The organism is Massilia haematophila (assembly GCF_042647645.1).
GTDB classification, from domain to species: domain Bacteria; phylum Pseudomonadota; class Gammaproteobacteria; order Burkholderiales; family Burkholderiaceae_D; genus Telluria; species Telluria haematophila.
Genome location: NZ_JBHRVV010000001.1, coordinates 2,239,829 through 2,259,220, shown reverse-complemented (window position 1 = coordinate 2,259,220; position 19,392 = coordinate 2,239,829). Strand labels below are relative to the sequence as shown.

Below are 19,392 nucleotides of genomic sequence, written 5' to 3'. Positions count from 1 at the left end.
CACGGAACAAGGGTGGAGACGTAATGACTGTCTACAGCAAAATCATCGGTACCGGCAGCTACCTGCCGGCGCGCAGGGTCAGCAACGACGAGCTGGCGGCGCAACTGGCCGCCAAGGGCATCGAGACCTCGGACGAGTGGATCAGTTCGCGCAGCGGCATTTCCGCGCGCCATTATGCCGAGCCCGAGCAGAAAGCCTCCGACCTCGCGGTCGAGGCGGCCCTGCGTGCGCTCGAGATGGCCGGCAAGACCCCGGCCGACATCGACATGGTGATCGTGGCCAGCTCCACTCCGGATTTCCCGGGCAGCTTCCCGAGCACCGCCTGCATCGTCCAGCGCAAGCTCGGCATGGGCAACCACAGCGCGGCCTTCGACGTGCAGGCCGTCTGCAGCGGCTTCGTCTATGCGCTCTCGACCGCCGACGCCTTCATCAAGTCCGGCATGCACAAGACCGTGCTGGTGATCGGCGCCGAAGTGTTCTCGCGCATCCTGAATTTCGAGGACCGCACCACCTGCGTGCTGTTCGGCGACGGCGCCGGCGCGGTGGTGGTCGAGGCGTCCAGCGAGCCGGGCATCCTGGCCGCCAGGCTGCACGCCGACGGCACCCATTCCGACATCCTGGCGGTCAAGGGCGTCCCCGAGGGCGGCCCGACGGCGGCCAACGGCGGCTTCCTGCACATGGATGGCCAGGCCGTGTTCAAGCTGGCCGTCACCGTGCTGGAGGAAGTCGCCACCGAGGTGCTGGACGCGGCGAAGATGCAGCCGTCCGACGTCGACTGGCTGATCCCGCACCAGGCCAACATCCGCATCATGAAGAGCACCGCCAAGAAACTCGGCCTGCCGATCGAGCGCATGGTCGTCACCGTCGACGAGCACGGCAACACCTCGGCCGCCTCGATCCCGCTGGCGCTCGACATCGCCGTGCGCGACGGCCGCATCAAGCCGGGCGACAACATCCTGATGGAAGGCGTGGGCGGCGGCTTCACCTGGGGCGCGATCCTGGCCCGCATGTAACGCCGTGCTGATTCCGCAAGTAATTAAGTAAGGACTAGAAGAAGATGAGCAAATTCGCATTCCTGTTCACCGGCCAGGGCGCGCAAGCGGTCGGCATGCTGAACGGCTTCGCCGGCAACCCGATCGTCGAGCAAACCGTCGCCGAAGCCTCCGATGCCCTGGGCATGGACATCGGCAAGCTGATCGCCGAAGGCCCGAAGGAAGAACTCGACCTCACCACGAATACCCAGCCGGTGATGCTGACCGCCGCGGTCGCCGTCTACCGCGCCTGGATCGCCGCCGGCGGTCCACAGCCCGCCGTCGTGGCCGGCCACAGCCTGGGCGAATACTCGGCCCTGGTCGCCGCCGGCGTGATCGACTTCAAGGACGCGGTGCCGCTGGTGCGCTTCCGCGCCCAGTCGATGCAGGAAGCGGTGCCGGTCGGGCAGGGCGGCATGGCCGTCGTGCTGGGTCTCTCGGCCGACGACGTGCGCGCAGCGTGTCTCGAAGCCGCCCAGGGCGACGTGGTCGAAGCCGTCAACTTCAACGAGCCGACCCAGATCGTGATCGCCGGCCACACGGCCGCCATCGACCGCGCCTGCGAGATCGCCAAGGCCAAGGGCGCCAAGCGCGCCATGAAGCTGGCGGTCTCGGCGCCGTTCCACTCCTCGCTGCTCAAGCCCGCGTCGGACCGCCTGCGCGACTACATGGCCAAGCTCAGCTTCAATGCGCCGCGTATCGATTTGATCAACAACGTCGATGTCGCTATCCTGAACGATCCGGAAGCGATCAAGGACGCCCTGGTGCGCCAGGCCGCCGGTCCCGTGCGCTGGGTCGAGACGATGCAGAAGATGGCCGCGAGCGGCATCACCCAGGTCATCGAATGCGCCCCGAGCAAGACGCTGATCGGCATGGCCAAGCGCATCGACCCGGTGCTGGCCGGCGAAGCCCTGGTCGACCAGGCCGCGCTCGAGCGCGTGCTCGAAGCCGTCAAGGCAGCCTGAACGAATTCGCACTAGATAAGGACAAGAATTAGATGAATCTGCAGAACCAAGTCGCCCTCGTCACCGGCGCATCGCGCGGCATCGGCAAGGCCATTGCCCTCGAGCTGGCCCGCCAGGGCGCGAAAGTCGTCGGCACCGCCACCAGCGAAGCCGGCGCCGAAGCGATCAGCGCCTACCTCGCCGAATTCGGCGGCAAGGGCATGGTGCTGAACGTCACCGACGCCGAGCGTTGCGCCGCCGTCGTCGACGAAGTGCAAAAGACCTTCGGCAGCCTGTCGATCCTCGTCAACAATGCCGGCATCACCCAGGACAACCTGGCCATGCGCATGAAGGACGAGGAGTGGGACAGCGTCATCACGACCAACCTGACCGCCGTCGGCCGCCTGTCGCGCCTGGTCCTGCGCGGCATGATGAAGGCCAAGCAGGGCCGCATCATCAACATCACCTCGGTGGTGGGCGCCTCGGGCAACCCGGGCCAGATGAACTACGCCGCCGCCAAGGCCGGCGTGGCCGGCATGACCCGCGCCCTGGCGCGCGAGATCGGCAGCCGCAACATCACCGTCAACTGCGTGGCGCCGGGCTTCATCGACACCGACATGACCAAGGCCCTGGGCGAAGGCCAGCACGAAGCGCTGCTGACCCAGATCCCGCTGGGCCGCCTGGGCCAGCCCGAAGACATCGCCCACGCGGTGGCCTTCCTGGCCGGTCCGACCGCCGCCTACATCACCGGCACCGAACTGCACGTGAACGGCGGCATGTACATGAATTGATGCGGAAAAGCGCCGGGCTGGGCTTTCATCGCGTTTTGGCCTGTTCGTATCCCGGCGAATTCTCATCTTTTAGCAGACGTTTCGGCTGAAATAACGTCAGACGCCGAAAATAGTTTTTCGGCGCGCAAACCTGATAAAATGCGCGCACTTTCCGCAACACATACCTAATGGAGCCATAACATGTCGGATATCGAACAACGCGTTAAAAAAATCGTCGCTGAGCAACTGGGTGTTGCAGAAGCCGACATCAAAATCGAGTCCTCGTTCGTTGACGACCTCGGCGCTGATTCCCTGGACACCGTTGAACTGGTGATGGCCCTGGAAGACGAGTTCGAAATGGAAATCCCTGACGAGCAGGCTGAGAAAATCACCACCGTCAAGCAAGCTATCGACTACGCAACCGCGCACGTCAAGGCCTAAGCTGTTTTAAGTTTTTCGGGAGAATCGCTTGAGTCGTTCACGCAACCGCCGCGTCGTCATTACCGGCCTGGGCTGCGTTTCACCTATCGGCAACACCGTTGCCGAAGCGTGGAGCGCCGCCCTGGCAGGCAAGTCGGGCATTGCCAACATTACCAAGTTCAATGCCGAGCCGTTTTCGACCCGTTTTGCGGGTGAGGTGAAGAACTTCAACGTCGAAGACTACCTGCCGGGCAAGGAAGGCCGTCACATGGATACCTTTATCCATTACGGCATGGCCGCCGGCATCCAGGCCCTGCAGGATTCGGGCATCCAGGTCACCGAAGAGAACGCCGACCGTATCGGCGCCATCGTCGGTTCGGGCATTGGCGGCCTGCCGATGATCGAGGCGACCAAGGAAGAGTATGACGGCCGCGGTCCGCGCCGCATCTCGCCGTTCTTCGTGCCGGCATCGATCATCAACATGATCTCGGGCGACCTCTCGATCAAATTCGGGTTGCGCGGGCCGAACCTGGCCATCGTGACCGCCTGCACCACCGGCCTGCACTGCATCGGCGCGGCGGGCCGCCTGATCGAGTATGGCGACGCCGACGTGATGATCGCCGGCGGCGCCGAGTCGACCATTTCGCCGCTGGGCCTGGGCGGTTTCGCCTCGGCACGCGCACTGTCGTCGCGCAACGACGATCCGGCCACGGCTTCGCGTCCCTGGGACCGCGACCGCGACGGCTTCGTGCTGGGCGAGGGCGCAGGCGTCCTGGTGCTGGAAGAGTACGAGCACGCCAAGGCGCGCGGCGCGAAGATCTACGCCGAGCTGCTGGGCTTCGGCATGAGCGCGGATGCGAACCACATCACCGCGCCGGTCGAAGACGGCAGTGGCGCGAGCCGCTGCATGGTCTCGGCCCTGGCCAACGCCGGCCTGAACGCCGACCAGGTGGATTACATCAACGCGCACGGCACCTCGACGCCGCTGGGTGACCTGGCCGAAGTGCAGGGCATCAAGCGCACCTTTGGCGACCACGCGAAGAAGCTGGTGGTCAACTCGACCAAGTCGATGACCGGCCACCTGCTGGGCGGCGCCGGCGGCCTCGAGTCGGTGTTCACGGTGCTGGCGATCCACAACCAGGTCTCGCCGCCGACCATCAACCTCTTCAACCAGGATCCGGCCTGCGATCTCGACTTCGTCGCCAACACCGCGCGCGATATGACGATCAACTATGCCGTGAAGAACAACTTCGGATTCGGCGGTACCAACGGTACCCTGGTCTTCGGTAAAGTCTGAACCTGCTCCGCCCGGCTCTGTCTAACAGGGCCGGGCGCCTGACCCTGCCGCACACCGCGCGCGGCAGGCGTTCCGCATTTCCCTTCCTTTCTCATGACCGCGATCGCCATCAGCGCGTTCGTTGCACCTTCGCGCCGCCTGCGCATTGGCCTCGGCGTGGCCGCGCTCGTCCATCTCGGCGCCGCCATCCACATTGCCGGCGCGTGGTCGGAAGACCTGGCTTTTGCCTTCCCCTGTGCACTCTTTTTCCTGCTCGCAGCGATCTCCTTGCTGTACGGATGCACCACCCTGACAAAGACGCACCGGATTGATGTATCTGGAACCGGCGCGGTGCGCCTGACGGTACAACAGAAGGTGGGAGCCGGCACTGCAATCGACGCCGCCACCGCCGTCACGCTGTTGCCGGGAAGCCTGTTATGGCCGCAACTGATGCTGTTACGGCTGGGCGGCGCGCGCGACCGATGCTGGGTCGTGCCGGTATTGCGCGACAGCCTGGCCCCCGACGAATACCGCGCTTTGCGTGTTGCGTTCGGCACCTTATACGGACGAACTGTTACACCGGAAAGCGTCTCCGAAATACTTTGAACTTATTGCAGCCGGCCAACTCTTAGAAATGAGAGGGGCCTTGAGAAACCGTAGCGAGCGGAAGGAATGTTGGCCGAGGAGCGCAGCTGTACGCACGTACAGCGAGCACCGCAGGCCGACAGTCCGACGCGCAGTAGGTTTATCAAGGACCCTCGGCTTGCCGCGGTTTATGGGACACGGTCAGTGACGACAGAACGCGAGGGTGATCAACTGCTGGTCGAACGCGTCCAGGCCGGTGACCGGCAGGCGTTCGATTTGTTGGTGGCGAAGTATCAGCGCCGGCTGATGCGGCTGGTGTCGCGCCTTGTGCACGACCCCGCCGAAGCCGAAGACGTGGTGCAGGAAACGTTCATCAAGGCGTTTCGCGCATTGCGCCATTTTCGGGGCGAGTCGGCGTTTTATACCTGGCTGTACCGAATAGGCATCAACACGGCAAAGAATTTTCTCGTCACACAGGGCAGGCGCGCGCCGACTTCCACCGAAGCGGATACGGAACGTGCTGAAGCGTTTGACGATGCGGACAGTTTGCGCGACATTAATACGCCGGAATCGGTGTTGGCGAGCAAGCAGATCGCTTATACGGTCAATGCCGCGATGGAGGCGCTGCCGCTGGAATTGCGGACTGCGATTGTCCTGCGCGAAATTGAGGGTTTGAGCTACGAGGAAATATCCGAAGTGATGGCTTGCCCGATCGGGACGGTGCGCAGCAGGATATTCCGGGCACGCGAAGTCATCGCCGAAAAATTGAAGCCCCTGCTCGATTTTCCGGGTGATAAACGTCGGTAGGTAGCGATGATCGCACCAATACCTTGCACAACTTTTTGATCACACGGCTACCGTGATGGAACTACCGATGGATACCCACAAAAAAAACCGCGAACACATCTCCGCTTTATGCGACGACGCCTTGCCGAAGGATGACCTGGAGCTGGCCGGCGCAGCCCTGCGCACGGCGGACGGTAGCCAAGCGTGGGAAGTGTATCACCTCATCGGCGATATGCTGCGCACGGCTGAAACGCCGCCGCTCTCGGGCGGTTTCTCGGCCAGGCTCGCCGCCCGCCTGGCGGCCGAGCCGCTGCACCCGCGCCGCAGCACGGCGGGCGAAGGAGAGGTGGCCAAGCCGATGGCGCTGGCCGCTTCCTCGCCGTCCAGCTGAACCCAGGCCGCTTCCTTCCCGTTCCGGCCCTCTCGCCGGACCGATGCGTCAGCGCGGGCCTCCCTGCCCATTCGCGCGACCTCCGCGACCTCTTTTTCCGCATCCCGCGGCCCACGCGGCGGCTGCGCGACAAGGCACCGGGTTTTGGCTTACCATTACGTCAATTCCTGACCTGACCCTCCACTCCCATGACAAGCAAAACTGTTAGCGTCGTCCTGTCGGCCCTGCTGGTTGCCTCTGCCGGTCTGTCCCTGTCCGGCGCGGCCCATGCCGCCGCCCCCGTTCCGACCCCGGTCGTGACCGGCCTGCCCGATTTCTCCGACCTGATCGACAAGGCCGGACCGGCGGTGGTCAACATCCGCACCACCGAGCGCGTGCGCCTGGGGCAGGGAGGTCCGGGCGAGGAGGAGATGCAGGAATTCCTGCGCCGCTTCTTCGGCCAGCCCATCCCGCGCCGCCGCGCGCCGCAGCAGGGCCAGGAAGAAGAGGTCGAGCGCGGCGTCGGCTCCGGCTTCATCATCTCGGACGACGGTTACGTGCTGACCAATGCCCACGTGGTCGAAGGGGCCGACGAAGTCACCGTCACCATGACCGACCGCCGCGAATTCAAGGCCAAGGTGCTGGGCGCCGACCGCCGTTCCGACGTCGCCCTGCTGAAGGTGGGCGCGACCAACCTGCCTTACCTGCGCACCGGCGACTCGAGCAAGATCCGCGTCGGCGAATGGGTGATCGCGATCGGTTCGCCCTTCAACCTCGACAATACCGTGACCGCCGGCATCATCTCGGCCAAGTCGCGCGACACCGGCGATTTCCTGCCGCTGATCCAGAGCGACGTCGCGGTCAACCCGGGCAACTCGGGCGGCCCCCTGATCAACATGCGCGGCGAGGTCATCGGCATCAACTCGCAGATCGCCACGCTCTCCGGCGCCTACAACGGCATCTCGTTCGCGGTGCCGATCGACGAAGTGATGCGCGTCGCCGACCAGCTCAAGAAGACCGGCCGCGTCACGCGCGGGCGCCTGGGTGTGCAGATCAGCGAAGTCACGAAGGATGTGGCCGAGTCGCTCGGCCTGGGCAAGGCGCGCGGCGCCGAGGTCTCGATGGTCGAGCCGGGCGGCCCGGCCGAGAAGGGCGGCATCAAGGTCGGCGACATCATCCTGCGCTTCAACGGCCAGCCGATCGAAACCACGCGCGACCTGCCGCGCATGGTGGCCGCCAGCAAGGTCGGCACCAAGGCCACCGTCACCGTCTGGCGCCGCGGCGCCCAGCTCGACGTGCCGGTCACCATCGTCGAGCTGGAAGACGAGAAGGCCGCCGCGAATAAGCCGCAGTCGAACAAGCCCGCCCCGGGCCCGGCGCCGAACGCGCTCGGCCTGCACGTATCGAACCTGACGCCCGAACAGCGCCGCGAGCTGCGCATCGAGGGCGGCGTGCTGGTCGACTCGAGCGAGGGCAGGGCAGCCATGGCCGGCGTGCGCGCGGGCGACCTGATCCTGCAGATGAACAACGTCGAGATCAAGGACGCGGCCCAGTTCAACGCCCTGGCCGGCAAGCTCGATCCGAAAAAGAGCGTGGCGGTGCTGGTGCGGCGCGAGAACATCACGCAGTACCTCGTCATCAAGCCGACGGCCGCCAGGTGATGCGCGACGTGGTCACGTTCACGCTTTATTCGCGCAGCTGGTGCCACCTGTGCGAAGACATGCTGGCGGCGCTGCGCAAGCTCGAAGCCCCGGGGCGGCCCTTCGAGGTCGCCGTGGTCGACGTCGATGCCGACCCGGCACTCGTCGAACGCTTCGACGAGCTGGTGCCGGTGCTGTTCGGCGACCTGGCCGAGCCCGAGCTGTGCCACTACTTCCTCGACGAGACGGCGGTGCGGCGTTACGTCGAGCGCTACCAGCCGATCGCCATGGGGGCGTAAGGTCTGCATCCATCCAGGCGGTTGCATACAATTTCACGCAGCCGGGACCGTAGGGTGGGCGCCCCGTGCCCACGCGAACGCCGGCGCAGATTCAGCGCTGGAGCGCGGCCGGATGCGGCTGAAAATCGAACGGGAGCTCGCGGCCATGCACGAAACGCCGTCGCAAGCACGCTTCCGGTCAGGCATTTATCGCGCCAACAAACCGCCAGCTTCCATGTGGGCACGGGGTGCTCACCCTACGGTTAGCGCCGCTGATTCCGGTATATGGTTTGTCTTTCCCGCCAATTGGATTCCTTTCCCTCAGAAACCGGGCTTTCTACCCTGAAATCCGGTAAAATGCCTGGTTTGAAAAAGCTTCTGTCGACTGTACATCAGCTTCTCACGTTGCGATAAGAGCGACCGACAAAATCCTCATGGCCGCGTTGCATCGTCTTGCCGTACGCTCGTACTGTCTTCGACGATGCGCCTTGCTCTAAGGCTTTTGTCAGTCGCTCCATGGCGCTCGCCTGGGGACGGACCAGTCCGCATGGGGCGCTTTTTTTTGTATTGCGCTGGCATTTTGCGGCGCCGGTCGCCGCCTGGCCGCCTGCCTCGCCTTTTTTGGTTTTGAGCATTGTTAATGAACAACATACGTAACTTCTCCATCATCGCCCACATCGACCACGGTAAATCGACCCTGGCCGACCGCATCATCCAGTTGTGCGGTGGCCTGTCGGACCGCGAAATGGACGCGCAGGTGCTCGACTCGATGGACCTGGAGCGCGAGCGCGGCATTACCATCAAGGCGCAGACCGCTGCCCTGCAGTACAAGGCGCGCGACGGCCAGACCTACAACCTGAACCTGATCGATACCCCGGGCCACGTCGACTTCAGCTATGAAGTCTCGCGCTCGCTGTCGGCCTGCGAAGGCGCGCTGCTGGTGGTCGACGCGTCCCAGGGCGTGGAAGCCCAGACCGTCGCCAACTGCTACACCGCGCTCGACCTTGGCGTGGAAGTGGTGCCGATCCTGAACAAGATCGACCTGCCGCACGCCGACCCGGAGAACGCCAAGAAGGAAATCGAGGACGTGATCGGCATCGACGCGTCGGAAGCGACGACCTGCTCGGCCAAGACCGGCCTCGGCGTGGAGGACGTGCTGGAAGACCTGATCAAGCGCGTGCCGCCGCCCAAGGGCGACCCGGAAGCGCCGCTGCAGGCCCTGATCGTCGACTCCTGGTACGACCCGTATGTCGGCGTCGTCATGCTGGTGCGCGTGGTCAACGGCACCCTGCGTCCGAAGGACAAGATCCTGCTGATGGCGACCGGCTCCCAGCAGCTGGTCGAGAACATCGGCATCTTCACGCCGCGTTCGGTCTCGCTGCCGGAACTGTCGGCGGGCCAGGTGGGCTTCATCATCGCCGGCATCAAGGAACTGACCGCCGCCAAGGTGGGCGACACCGTGACCCTGGCCAACAAGCCGGCGCCCGCGCCGCTGCCGGGCTTCAAGGAAGTCCAGCCGCAGGTGTTCGCCGGCCTGTTCCCGGTCGAGGCCAACCAGTACGACGCCCTGCGCGACTCGCTGGAAAAGCTGAAGCTGAACGACGCCGCCCTGATGTACGAGCCGGAAGTGTCGCAGGCGCTGGGCTTCGGCTTCCGCTGCGGCTTCCTGGGCCTCTTGCACATGGAAATCGTGCAGGAACGCCTGGAACGCGAATTCGACATGGACCTGATCACGACGGCGCCGACCGTGGTGTACGAGGTCGAGATGCGCGACGGCACCCAGATCCGCGTCGACAACCCGTCGAAGATGCCGGAGCCGTCGAAGATCAACGAGATCCGCGAACCGATCGTCACCGTCAATCTCTACATGCCGCAGGAATACGTCGGCTCGGTGATGACGCTGTGTAACGGCAAGCGCGGCGTGCAAATGGACATGGCCTACCATGGCCGCCAGGTCAAGCTGGTCTACGAGATCCCGATGGCCGAGATCGTGCTCGACTTCTTCGACCGCCTGAAGTCGACCTCGCGCGGCTATGCCTCGATGGACTACGAGTTCAAGGAAAACCGCGCCGCCGACGTGGTCAAGGTCGACATGCTGATCAACAGCGAGAAGGTCGACGCGCTGGCGATCATCGTGCACCGCGCCAACGCGCCTTACCGCGGGCGCCAGGTCGCCGCCAAGATGCGCGAGCTGATCCCGCGCCAGATGTTCGACGTGGCGATCCAGGCAGCGATCGGCGCGACCATCATCTCGCGCGAGAACGTCAAGGCGATGCGCAAGAACGTGCTGGCGAAGTGCTACGGCGGCGACATCAGCCGTAAGAAGAAACTGCTTGAGAAACAAAAAGCTGGTAAGAAACGCATGAAACAGGTCGGCTCGGTGGAGATTCCACAGGAAGCCTTCCTCGCCATCCTTCAAGTGGAAGATAAATGAACCTGCAACCGATCCTGGGGAATTTCGCGCTCATCCTGTTCGTGCTCATGGTGGTCACGGGCATCATCTGGTGCCTGGACACCTTCGTCCTTGCCAAGAAGCGCCGCGCCGCGGCCGACGCCGCCCTGGCCGAGTACGACGCGCGCAACGCCAAGCTGCAGTCGGAAGGCATCAAGGTCGACAGCAACGGCAACCGCGCCGCGATCGAGCAGGCGCATCTGCGCCAGCCGACCTGGGTCGAGTACTCGGGCAGTTTCTTCCCGGTGATCGCCCTGGTGTTCATCCTGCGTTCCTTCCTGTGGGAGCCCTTCAAGATCCCGTCGAGCTCGATGGTGCCGACCCTGCTGGTGGGCGACCTGATCCTGGTGAACAAGTACACCTATGGCATCCGGCTGCCGATCATCAACAAGAAGATCATCGAGCTGAACGACCCGCAGCGCGGCGACGTCATGGTGTTCAAGTACCCGAAGGACATGAGCCAGGACTACATCAAGCGCGTCATTGGTGTGCCCGGTGATAAAATCACCTACGAGAACAAGCGCCTGACGGTGAACGGCAAGCCGGTGGAGTACACCCCGCTGGACGATTATCTCGACGACGAGCGGCCGGTCTACCACAAGCAGTTCGTCGAAAAGCTGCCGGGCAGCGAGCACCGTATCCTGAACACCGATCCGGCACGCTCGTTCAACCTGGAGAACGTGGAGAACTTCCCGCAGCGCGAGGCCTGCGACTATTCGTACGACCAATTTACCTGTATCGTACCCGAAGGCAACTACTTCATGATGGGCGACAACCGCGACAACAGCGCGGACAGCCGCTACTGGGGTTTTGTGCCGGACAAGAATATCGTCGGCAAGGCTTTCCTGGTGTGGATGAACTTCGGTGACCCGAAGCGCATCGGCAGCATCAAGTAAGCCTGCCTGGACCGCACGTTCGGAGGAAGCAGGATGCAGGACCGGAAACAGCTTACCCTGGGCAGGCAAGGGGGCATGTCGCTCACCGGCCTGATCCTGGGATTGATCGTCGTCGGATTGGTCGCGGTGCTCGCCATCAAGGTGATCCCGTCGTGGCTGGAATACCGCTCGATCAAGGACGGCATCGGCCGTGTGAAGGAAGAGGGCGGCAGCGTGGCCGAGATGCAGAAAGCATTCGACAGGTTTGCCGACATCAACAACGTCACGTCCCTGCGTGGGCGTGACCTCATCATCAGCAAGGACGGCGGCGAGCCCGAAATCAGCTTCGCCTACCAGAAACGCATTGCGCTGACCGACAACGCCAGCATCGTGATCGACTACGACGGCACCACCGACCCGAGCGGCGTGGTGGCCGCCAGCGCCGACTGAGCACGATGCCGAACGGGGCGGACAGCCCCGGGAATGCGCAGGGAAGGAAGCCGGAATGCCGCCGTGGCGTCGTTCCGGCTTCAGGCTTTTTCTAACCCATCCGCCGACCCGTACTACGAAAACAACGACAATGAATCTTCAGTTATTGCAAACTCGCCTAGGTTACACGTTTCGGGACAGTGGCCTCTTGCAGCAGGCCCTGACCCATCGTAGCCACAGCAGCTTGCATAACGAGCGCCTCGAATTCCTGGGCGATTCGATCCTCAACTGCGTGGTCGCCTCGATTCTCTACGAGCGCTTCAACAACCTCGACGAAGGCGACCTGTCGCGCCTGCGCGCCAACCTGGTGAAGCAGCAGTCGCTGTACGAGATCGCCCAGAAGCTGGAGCTGTCGCAATTCCTGCGCCTGGGCGAGGGCGAACTGAAGTCGGGCGGTTTCCGCCGTCCGTCGATCCTGGCCGACACCCTCGAGGCCCTGTTGGGCGCAATCTTCCTCGATGCCGGCTTCGACGCCGCGCGCGACGCGATCCGCGCCTTCTACATCCCGCTGCTCGACTCGGTCGATCCGCGCACCCTGGGCAAGGACGCCAAGACCCTGCTGCAGGAATTCCTGCAAAGCCGTAAGATTTCCCTGCCGACCTATAACGTCATCGCCACCCACGGCGCCGCCCACAGCCAGGAATTCGAGATCGAGTGCCTGGTGCCGAAGCTCGGCATCCAGGTGTTCGGCCGTGGCGGCAGCCGCCGCGCCGGCGAGCAGGCCGCCGCCCGCGCCGCACTCGACATGGCCGAGCAGGCGCTGCGCAAGACGCCGGCCTCCGGCCGCAAACCCAAGCCGCGTGCCGCCCAGCTGAAACTGGCCGGCATCGCCACCATCCAGGGCGAGGGCGCCGACGACGGCGCCCCCTCGAAACCAGCATAAGCAATCAGCATGAACACCGAACTCCCACACGACGATAACGACGACAACGACGACGCCGGCAGCACCGGCGGCACTCCCGAGAACTTCCGCTGCGGCTACATCGCGATTGTCGGCCGCCCGAACGTCGGCAAGTCGACGCTGATGAACGTGCTGATCGGCGCCAAGGTCTCGATCACCTCGCGCAAGGCCCAGACCACGCGCCACCGCATCACCGGCATCCAGACCCATGACGACGCCCAGTTCATCTACGTCGACACGCCGGGCTTCCAGACCCGCCATGCGAACGCGCTGAACAAGACCCTGAACAAGACGGTCTCGAACACGCTGACGGCGTCCGACGTCGTCCTGTTCCTGGTCGAAGCGGGCACCTTTGGACCGGCCGACCAGCAGGTGCTCGACCTGCTGCCGAAGAACGTGCCGGTGATCCTGGTGATCAACAAGTCGGACCGCATGAAGGACAAGGCGACCCTGATGCCGTTCGCGCAGAAGGTGGCGTCCCTGCGCGACTTCACCGCCATCGTGCCGGTCTCGGCCAAGCTGCGCTTCCAGGTCGACGCCCTCGAGCGCGAGATCCGCAACCACCTGCCGGAAAACCCGCCGATCTTCGGGCCGGACGACATCACCGACCGCAGCGAGAAATTCCTCGCCGCCGAGATCGTGCGCGAGAAAGTGTTCCGCCTGCTGGGCGACGAGCTGCCCTACACCAGTACGGTGGTGATCGAGCAGTTCCTGCAGGAAGGCAACCTGCGCCGCATTTTCGCCGCCATCCTGGTCGAGCGCGATACCCACAAATCGATGATCATCGGTAACAAGGGCGCCCGCCTGAAGGAAATCTCGACCCAGTCGCGCCTGGACATGGAAAAGCTGTTCGGCGGTCCCGTGTACCTGGAGATCTGGGTCAAGGTCAAGTCAGGCTGGGCCGACAACGAAGCGGGCCTGCGTGCCTACGGCTACGAGTAAGCGCCCCCGGTTCGCCCACCACGCATGACGAGCCACGACAAGCCCCATCCCGATCCCGCCGCACTGCCGGAAGCCGAGGTCAGGCTGACCGACATGCAGGAAGCCGGGAACCTGCCGGCGCCGGAACCGCAGGTGGCGGAAGCCGGCGTGCCCTATGTGGTTCCGGCGGCGGCCACTGAGGTTGTCCCCGCGGCTGTGCCGGAAGCCGTTGCGGCGCCGGTGGCGTCCGCGCCTGCGTCCGCACCCGCTCCGGCCGTCCCGCGCCGCAGCCGCACCCCGGTGCGCGAAACCCGCGTCACCGGCCAGCCCGCCTTCGTTCTGCACAGCTATCCCTACAAGGAAACCAGCCTCATCGTCGACCTGTTCACGCGCGACCATGGCCGCATCGCGGTCGTGGCCAAGGGCGCGAAACGGCCGCTGTCGAAGCTGCGCGGGGTGCTGCAGACCTTCCAGCCGTTGTCCGTCTCCTGGAGCGGCAAGTCCGAGCTGCGCACCCTGATCGACGCCGAATGGGTCGGCGGCATGCTGCCCCTCGAGCGCACGGCCCTGTTGTGCGGCTTCTACCTGAACGAACTGCTGGTGAAACTGCTGGCCCGCGACGACGCCCACCGCGTGCTGTTCGACCACTACGTTTCCACGCTTAACGAACTGGCGCACGACGAACCTGCACAAATCGTCTTGCGAAAATTCGAAAGGGCCTTACTTAAGGAAACGGGCGTCGCCGCCGATCTTGCCCGCTCGACCACCACGCGCGAACCGGTTGCGGCCGATGCCAGCTACGTGGTCGACCCGGAACGGGGCGCGCGCGAAGCCCGGGTGTCCGATGTCTGGCCCGTGGTGTCCGGCAAGACCCTGCTCGACATGGAGCGCGAGGACTATGCCGATCCGGCAACCCTGGCACAGAGCAAGCAACTGATGCGCTTCCTGCTGGCGCACCACCTGGGCGGCGCGCCGCTCAACACCCGGCAGATTTTGATTGATTTGATGCAGTTATAAGAAAAGAGCACAGATGAGCTTCCTCGAACCCGTCGGCCCCGTCATCGACCTGGGCGTGAACATCGACCACATCGCCACCGTGCGCAATGCGCGCGGCACCGTCTATCCGGACCCGCTGCGCGCCGCGCTGCTGGCCGAGCAGGCCGGCGCCGACCTGATCACGCTGCACCTGCGCGAGGACCGCCGCCACATCAAGGATGCCGACGTGCTGGCGATCCGCCCGCAGCTGGCCACGCGCATGAACCTGGAAGCGGCGGTCACGAAAGAGATGATCGACTTCGCCTGCCGGGTGAAACCCCAGGACGTCTGCCTGGTGCCCGAGCGGCGCGAGGAAGTGACGACCGAGGGCGGGCTGGACGTGATCCGCTACTTCGACGAGGTCGAGGCCGCCGTGAAGCAGCTGAAAGGCGAGGGCATCCGCGTTTCGCTCTTCATCGACGCCGACGCGGCCCAGATCGAGGCTGCCGCGAAGACCGGCGCCACCGTGATCGAGCTGCACACCGGCCGGTATGCCGAAGCCGAAGGCGCGGAAGTTGCCCGTGAGATCGAGCGCATCAAGGTCGGCGTCGCCGCCGGCATGAAGCACGGCCTGGTGGTGAATGCCGGCCACGGCCTGCACTACACCAACGTGCAGCCGATCGCGGCGATGAAGGACATCGCCGAGCTGAACATCGGCCACGCCATCGTCGCCCACGCGCTGTTCGCGGGCTGGGAAAACGCGGTGCGCGAGATGAAGGCGATCATGGTCGCGGCGCGTCTTGGCGTGAGCCTGGGGGCAAAATGATCTACGGCATCGGCACCGACATCGTCCAGATCTCGCGTGTCGAGGCGGCGCTCGCGCGCAGCGGCGAGCGCTTCGCCGAAAAGATCCTGGGCCCGCAGGAACTGGAGAAATACCATGCGCGCCGTGCGCGCAGCGCAGTGCGCGGCCTGCGTTTCCTGGCCACGCGCTTTTCGGCCAAGGAAGCGTTTTCGAAAGCCATCGGCCTGGGCATGCGCATGCCCATGACCTGGCGTTCGGCGCAGATGCTCAACGACCCGAGCGGCAAGCCGGTCATCGTGTGCAGCGGCGCGCTGGAAGAATTCATGCGCAACAACCGCTTGAGCGCCCAGGTGACGATCAGCGACGAAGCCGACTACGGCGTCGCCTTCGTCATCGTCACCCGCGACGAGCAGGCCTGAACCAATACGACGCAAGCGATACCAGTGACCAAGGAAGTGCCATCCTCCGAATCGCCGGACCACCCGGCGCCCGACAACGCCAACAAGGTAGCGGAAGCGCCGGTGACCTACGTTGCCGCCAGCGGAGCGGCCTTGCCGGCCCCGCATCCCGCCGCGGACAAGCCGGCGCCCGCCCACGGCGCCAGGACTGACACCGCGCGCCCGCGTCCCGACGCGCGGCAAGCCATGAAGGAAGAGCTGACGGCGACCCTGAAGGAGGACGCCGCAGGGCCCGTGCAGCCTACCGCCGACGCGCGCGAGCAGGTGCTGGCCACGGTCGCCAAGCTGCCCGGCCTGCCGGGCGTGTACCGCTACTTCGACGCCAACGGGAACGTGCTCTACGTCGGCAAGGCGCGCAACCTCAAGAACCGCGTCTCGAGCTACTTCCAGAAAAACCTGTCGAGCCCGCGCATTGCGATGATGGTCTCGCAGATCGCGCACCTGGAAACGACGGTCACCCACAGCGAGGCCGAAGCCCTGATCCTGGAAAACAACCTGATCAAGGCGCTCAAGCCCCGCTACAACATCCTGTTTCGCGACGATAAGTCCTATCCCTACCTGAAGATCACGGGCGGCGATTTTCCGCGCATGGCCTATTACCGCGGCGCCCTGGACAAGAAGAGCCAGTACTTCGGTCCTTTCCCGAGCGCCTGGGCGGTCAAGGAGTCGATCCAGATCCTGCAGAAGGTGTTCATGCTGCGCACCTGCGAGGACAGCGTGTATGCGAACCGCACGCGGCCCTGCCTGCTGCACCAGATCGGGCGCTGCAGCGGCCCCTGCGTGAACCTGATAGCCAAGGACGAGTACCGGGTCGACGTCGAGAACGCCGCCAAGTTCCTGCGCGGGCGCCAGACCGAGGTCATGGAAGACCTGCAGGCCAAGATGCATGGCTTTGCCGAAAAGCTGATGTTCGAGCAGGCGGCCGGCGTGCGCAACCAGATCCAGTCGCTCTCGCGCGTGCTGCACCAGCAGAGCATGGAAACGACCGGCGACGCCGACGTCGACATCATTGCCGTGGTGGTGCAGGGCGGACGCGCCTGCGTCAACCTGGCCATGGTGCGCGGCGGACGCCACCTGGGCGACCGCGCCTACTTCCCGACCCAGGTCGGGGAAGCGATCGCCGAGCAGTCGATCGAATGCGAAGTGCTGGCCGCCTTCCTGGTCCAGCACTACACCGACAAATTCATCCCGAACTGCCTGATCCTGAACATCGAGTTCGACCAGCCGGAACTGATGGTGGCCCTGACCGAGCAGTGCGGACACCGGATCAACCTGATCTTCCAGCCGCAGGGCCAGCGTCGTCAGTGGCTTGAGCTCGCTCAAAAGGGCGCGGAGATATCCCTGGCGCGTCTGTTGTCTGAACAAGGGTCGCAGCAGTCGCGCACTCGCGCCCTGGCTGAAACCTTGTCGCTGGACGCGACCGACCTCGAGTCCCTGCGTATCGAGTGTTTCGACATCAGCCACACGGCGGGCGAAGCGACGCAGGCGTCCTGCGTGGTCTTTCACCACCACGCGATGCAGAACTCGGAATACCGCCGCTTCAACATCAACGGCATCACGCCGGGCGACGATTATGCCGCCATGCGGCAGGTGCTCACGCGCCGCTACGAGAAGGTCGCCAGCGGCGACGGCGTGATGCCCGACGTGGTGCTGGTCGACGGCGGCAAGGGCCAGGTCGAGATGGCGCGCCAGGTGTTTTCCGAACTCGGCCTCGACATCGGCCTGATCGTCGGCGTCGCGAAGGGGGAGGGCCGCAGGGTCGGCCTGGAAACGCTGATCTTCGCCGACGGCCGCGCGCCCCAGGAGCTCGGCAAGGAATCGGCCGCGCTGATGCTGGTCGCCCTGATCCGCGACGAAGCGCACCGCTTCGCCATCACCGGCATGCGCGCCAAGCGCGCCAAGGCGCGCCAGGCTTCGCGGCTGGAAGAGATCGAAGGCATCGGCGCCAAGCGCCGCCAGCGCCTGCTGGCCCGCTTCGGCGGCCTGCGTGGCGTGATCGATGCGAGCGTCGAAGACCTGTGCCAGGTCGAAGGCATCTCGACCGCGCTGGCGGAAGAGATTTATCGGCAGCTGCACTGAGCGGTTCACCCTGCGAACGCACCGGGAACGCTCGCGTCCCCGACGTTGTCGTAGGGTGGGCTCTCGAGCCCACGCAGTACCACGGTTGATCATTCGCGACTGTGCGCGGAGCCGTGCACCGTCCCGTTTGGTCGGCGCACCGTATACGTATCCGTTCGCTTACTCGACCGAGCATGCGCCCTACCGCGTGGGCTCTCGAGCCCACGCGGTACCCCGGTCGATCATTCGCGGCTGTCCGCGGAGCCCTGCACCGTCCCGTTCGGTCGGCGCACCGTACACGATCCGTTCGCTTACTCGACCGAGCATGCGCTCTACCGCGTGGGCACAAGTGCCCACCCTACGAAAAGCCAGCACGAGACCACCGAGGGCGTTCGCGCACCTATGTTTCCGTAGGGTAGGCTCTCGAGCCCACGCGGTACGACAGTTGATCAATCAAGGCTGTTCGCGGAGCTTCCGAGGCGTCGGAAATCCTTGAAGCATGCCGCCGCTCCTTCGCTCATTTGTTCGACCGATCACCCGGGGTCACCGCGTGGGCACAAGTGCCCACCCTACGAAAAGCCCCGCCGCGCTGGTCGCCCCACCCATTACAGCCGAGCTCAACTAGTCCAATTTGCAATACCCATGTAGACTAGCGGCGCACGCTTTTTTAACGGTAAGCCAGTTCGCGCCTTTTATGCCTTTTAACATCCCGATCCTCCTGACCTGGTTACGTGTAGCACTCATTCCCCTGGTTGTCGGCGTCTACTATCTTCCCGAGCACTGGCTTACCCGTCCCGAGCAAAACCTGGCGGCGACGCTCGTGTTCATCGTCGCGGCGGTCACCGACTGGTTCGACGGTTTCCTGGCGCGGCGCTGGAACGAGACCTCGGCCTTCGGCGCCTTCCTCGACCCGGTCGCGGACAAGCTGATGGTTGCCGGCGCCCTGCTGATGCTGATCCAGCTCCAGCGTGTCGACGCCGTCATCGCCTTCATCATCATCGGGCGTGAGATCACGATCTCGGCGCTGCGCGAATGGATGGCCGAGATCGGCGCCCGCAAGTCGGTCGCGGTCAGCTCGCTGGGCAAGGTGAAGACCGCGGCCCAGATGGCCGCGATCCCGATGCTGCTCTTCCACGAGACCCTGTTCGGCCTCGATATGCAGTACTGGGGCAAGATCCTGCTGTGGGTCGCAGGCGTATTGACGGTATGGTCGATGTTCTACTACCTGCGCCGCGCCTGGCCGCTGATCAAGGAAAAAAGCGGGAACATGTAAGATTACTTCTTCGTCATCCTTGACGTACGGATCAGATAGTCTATAATGCCTGCCTGTTGCGAACGACATCGCAGCAAACGAAAGA

Annotated in this window: 21 protein-coding genes; 20 read left to right on the top strand and 1 reads right to left on the bottom strand. The window is 64.4% G+C overall.

Annotation, left to right across the window (positions count from 1 at the left end; genetic code table 11):
- The first annotated feature begins 23 nt into the window (after positions 1-23).
- The 10 genes from ACFOPH_RS10030 to ACFOPH_RS09985 all read left to right on the top strand — a co-directional run bounded on the left by ACFOPH_RS10030 (position 24) and on the right by ACFOPH_RS09985 (position 8,121).
- The gene (locus ACFOPH_RS10030) at positions 24-1,013 is read left to right on the top strand and encodes a beta-ketoacyl-ACP synthase III (RefSeq protein WP_312551599.1); all 990 of its coding nucleotides are present in this window, start codon (positions 24-26) and stop codon (positions 1,011-1,013) included.
- A 44-nt stretch (positions 1,014-1,057) separates the two neighbouring features.
- A complete protein-coding gene (gene fabD / locus ACFOPH_RS10025) occupies positions 1,058-1,996 on the top strand; it encodes an ACP S-malonyltransferase (RefSeq protein ID WP_379735032.1) in 939 nt (312 codons plus the stop codon).
- 32 nt (positions 1,997-2,028) lie between these two features.
- Entirely contained in the window at positions 2,029-2,766 is a 738-nt protein-coding gene (fabG, locus tag ACFOPH_RS10020) for a 3-oxoacyl-ACP reductase FabG (RefSeq protein ID WP_379735030.1), read from the top strand.
- A 180-nt stretch (positions 2,767-2,946) separates the two neighbouring features.
- The gene (gene acpP, locus ACFOPH_RS10015) at positions 2,947-3,186 is read left to right on the top strand and encodes an acyl carrier protein (protein WP_020653257.1); all 240 of its coding nucleotides are present in this window, start codon (positions 2,947-2,949) and stop codon (positions 3,184-3,186) included.
- A gap of 28 nt (positions 3,187-3,214) precedes the next feature.
- A complete protein-coding gene (gene fabF / locus ACFOPH_RS10010) occupies positions 3,215-4,462 on the top strand; it encodes a beta-ketoacyl-ACP synthase II (RefSeq protein WP_312551605.1) in 1,248 nt (415 codons plus the stop codon).
- A 93-nt stretch (positions 4,463-4,555) separates the two neighbouring features.
- A complete protein-coding gene (locus tag ACFOPH_RS10005; protein WP_379735028.1) occupies positions 4,556-5,047 on the top strand; it encodes a protein YgfX in 492 nt (163 codons plus the stop codon).
- Between the two features lie 183 nt (positions 5,048-5,230).
- The gene (gene rpoE, locus ACFOPH_RS10000) at positions 5,231-5,833 is read left to right on the top strand and encodes an RNA polymerase sigma factor RpoE (protein WP_312551608.1); all 603 of its coding nucleotides are present in this window, start codon (positions 5,231-5,233) and stop codon (positions 5,831-5,833) included.
- 67 nt (positions 5,834-5,900) lie between these two features.
- The gene (locus ACFOPH_RS09995) at positions 5,901-6,203 is read left to right on the top strand and encodes a sigma-E factor negative regulatory protein (protein WP_312551609.1); all 303 of its coding nucleotides are present in this window, start codon (positions 5,901-5,903) and stop codon (positions 6,201-6,203) included.
- A 188-nt stretch (positions 6,204-6,391) separates the two neighbouring features.
- Positions 6,392-7,843 (top strand): DegQ family serine endoprotease, encoded by a 1,452-nt coding sequence (locus ACFOPH_RS09990; protein ID WP_312551610.1) that lies wholly within the window; start codon positions 6,392-6,394, stop codon positions 7,841-7,843.
- A complete protein-coding gene (locus ACFOPH_RS09985; protein WP_379735025.1) occupies positions 7,843-8,121 on the top strand; it encodes a glutaredoxin family protein in 279 nt (92 codons plus the stop codon). The genes ACFOPH_RS09990 and ACFOPH_RS09985 overlap by 1 nt, the downstream gene beginning before the upstream one ends.
- A 371-nt stretch (positions 8,122-8,492) precedes the next feature.
- Here ACFOPH_RS09985 and ACFOPH_RS09980 read toward each other — a convergent pair whose 3' ends face one another.
- Positions 8,493-8,735: a hypothetical protein gene (locus ACFOPH_RS09980; RefSeq protein WP_379735023.1), complete on the bottom strand. Its 243-nt coding sequence runs from the start codon at positions 8,733-8,735 to the stop codon at positions 8,493-8,495.
- A gap of 5 nt (positions 8,736-8,740) precedes the next feature.
- Here ACFOPH_RS09980 and lepA point away from each other — a divergent pair, with 5 nt between their 5' ends.
- The 10 genes from lepA to pgsA all read left to right on the top strand — a co-directional run bounded on the left by lepA (position 8,741) and on the right by pgsA (position 19,307).
- On the top strand, positions 8,741-10,534 hold the full coding sequence (lepA, locus tag ACFOPH_RS09975; RefSeq protein WP_312553241.1) for a translation elongation factor 4: 1,794 nt from the start codon (positions 8,741-8,743) through the stop codon (positions 10,532-10,534).
- The gene (gene lepB / locus ACFOPH_RS09970; RefSeq protein ID WP_312553242.1) at positions 10,531-11,448 is read left to right on the top strand and encodes a signal peptidase I; all 918 of its coding nucleotides are present in this window, start codon (positions 10,531-10,533) and stop codon (positions 11,446-11,448) included. The genes lepA and lepB overlap by 4 nt, the downstream gene beginning before the upstream one ends.
- Before the next feature lie 33 nt (positions 11,449-11,481).
- Entirely contained in the window at positions 11,482-11,877 is a 396-nt protein-coding gene (locus ACFOPH_RS09965; protein ID WP_312553245.1) for a DUF4845 domain-containing protein, read from the top strand.
- A gap of 130 nt (positions 11,878-12,007) precedes the next feature.
- Positions 12,008-12,799, top strand: a complete 792-nt coding sequence (gene rnc, locus ACFOPH_RS09960) for a ribonuclease III (RefSeq protein ID WP_312553248.1) — start codon at positions 12,008-12,010, stop codon at positions 12,797-12,799.
- A 9-nt stretch (positions 12,800-12,808) separates the two neighbouring features.
- Positions 12,809-13,759 carry a GTPase Era gene (gene era / locus ACFOPH_RS09955; RefSeq protein ID WP_312553251.1) on the top strand — a complete coding sequence of 317 codons (951 nt, stop codon included), beginning with the start codon at positions 12,809-12,811 and terminating at the stop codon, positions 13,757-13,759.
- A gap of 24 nt (positions 13,760-13,783) precedes the next feature.
- On the top strand, positions 13,784-14,755 hold the full coding sequence (gene recO, locus ACFOPH_RS09950; RefSeq protein WP_379735020.1) for a DNA repair protein RecO: 972 nt from the start codon (positions 13,784-13,786) through the stop codon (positions 14,753-14,755).
- Positions 14,756-14,768: 13 nt separating this feature from the next.
- Complete coding sequence (locus ACFOPH_RS09945) at positions 14,769-15,539, top strand: pyridoxine 5'-phosphate synthase (protein ID WP_312549946.1); 771 nt, start codon at positions 14,769-14,771, stop codon at positions 15,537-15,539.
- Positions 15,536-15,937 (top strand): holo-ACP synthase, encoded by a 402-nt coding sequence (gene acpS / locus ACFOPH_RS09940; RefSeq protein ID WP_312549945.1) that lies wholly within the window; start codon positions 15,536-15,538, stop codon positions 15,935-15,937. Before ACFOPH_RS09945 ends, acpS begins: the two co-directional genes overlap by 4 nt.
- Before the next feature lie 132 nt (positions 15,938-16,069).
- The gene (gene uvrC / locus ACFOPH_RS09935) at positions 16,070-18,055 is read left to right on the top strand and encodes an excinuclease ABC subunit UvrC (protein WP_379737895.1); all 1,986 of its coding nucleotides are present in this window, start codon (positions 16,070-16,072) and stop codon (positions 18,053-18,055) included.
- Positions 18,056-18,728: 673 nt separating this feature from the next.
- Positions 18,729-19,307 (top strand): CDP-diacylglycerol--glycerol-3-phosphate 3-phosphatidyltransferase, encoded by a 579-nt coding sequence (gene pgsA, locus ACFOPH_RS09930; RefSeq protein WP_379735018.1) that lies wholly within the window; start codon positions 18,729-18,731, stop codon positions 19,305-19,307.
- The last annotated feature ends 85 nt before the right edge of the window (positions 19,308-19,392 follow it).

Bases quoted from the DNA above. Each gene is read 5' to 3' on its own strand.
- ACFOPH_RS10030 (WP_312551599.1), top strand. From the start codon at position 24: ATGACTGTCTACAGCAAAATCATCGGTACCGGCAGCTACCTGCCGGCG.
- fabD (WP_379735032.1), top strand. From the start codon at position 1,058: ATGAGCAAATTCGCATTCCTGTTCACCGGCCAGGGCGCGCAAGCGGTC.
- fabG (WP_379735030.1), top strand. From the start codon at position 2,029: ATGAATCTGCAGAACCAAGTCGCCCTCGTCACCGGCGCATCGCGCGGC.
- acpP (WP_020653257.1), top strand. From the start codon at position 2,947: ATGTCGGATATCGAACAACGCGTTAAAAAAATCGTCGCTGAGCAACTG.
- ACFOPH_RS10005 (WP_379735028.1), top strand. From the start codon at position 4,556: ATGACCGCGATCGCCATCAGCGCGTTCGTTGCACCTTCGCGCCGCCTG.
- ACFOPH_RS09995 (WP_312551609.1), top strand. From the start codon at position 5,901: ATGGATACCCACAAAAAAAACCGCGAACACATCTCCGCTTTATGCGAC.
- ACFOPH_RS09990 (WP_312551610.1), top strand. From the start codon at position 6,392: ATGACAAGCAAAACTGTTAGCGTCGTCCTGTCGGCCCTGCTGGTTGCC.
- ACFOPH_RS09985 (WP_379735025.1), top strand. From the start codon at position 7,843: ATGCGCGACGTGGTCACGTTCACGCTTTATTCGCGCAGCTGGTGCCAC.
- ACFOPH_RS09980 (WP_379735023.1), bottom strand. From the start codon at position 8,735: ATGCTCAAAACCAAAAAAGGCGAGGCAGGCGGCCAGGCGGCGACCGGC.
- lepA (WP_312553241.1), top strand. From the start codon at position 8,741: ATGAACAACATACGTAACTTCTCCATCATCGCCCACATCGACCACGGT.
- lepB (WP_312553242.1), top strand. From the start codon at position 10,531: ATGAACCTGCAACCGATCCTGGGGAATTTCGCGCTCATCCTGTTCGTG.
- ACFOPH_RS09965 (WP_312553245.1), top strand. From the start codon at position 11,482: ATGCAGGACCGGAAACAGCTTACCCTGGGCAGGCAAGGGGGCATGTCG.
- rnc (WP_312553248.1), top strand. From the start codon at position 12,008: ATGAATCTTCAGTTATTGCAAACTCGCCTAGGTTACACGTTTCGGGAC.
- era (WP_312553251.1), top strand. From the start codon at position 12,809: ATGAACACCGAACTCCCACACGACGATAACGACGACAACGACGACGCC.
- recO (WP_379735020.1), top strand. From the start codon at position 13,784: ATGACGAGCCACGACAAGCCCCATCCCGATCCCGCCGCACTGCCGGAA.
- ACFOPH_RS09945 (WP_312549946.1), top strand. From the start codon at position 14,769: ATGAGCTTCCTCGAACCCGTCGGCCCCGTCATCGACCTGGGCGTGAAC.
- acpS (WP_312549945.1), top strand. From the start codon at position 15,536: ATGATCTACGGCATCGGCACCGACATCGTCCAGATCTCGCGTGTCGAG.
- pgsA (WP_379735018.1), top strand. From the start codon at position 18,729: ATGCCTTTTAACATCCCGATCCTCCTGACCTGGTTACGTGTAGCACTC.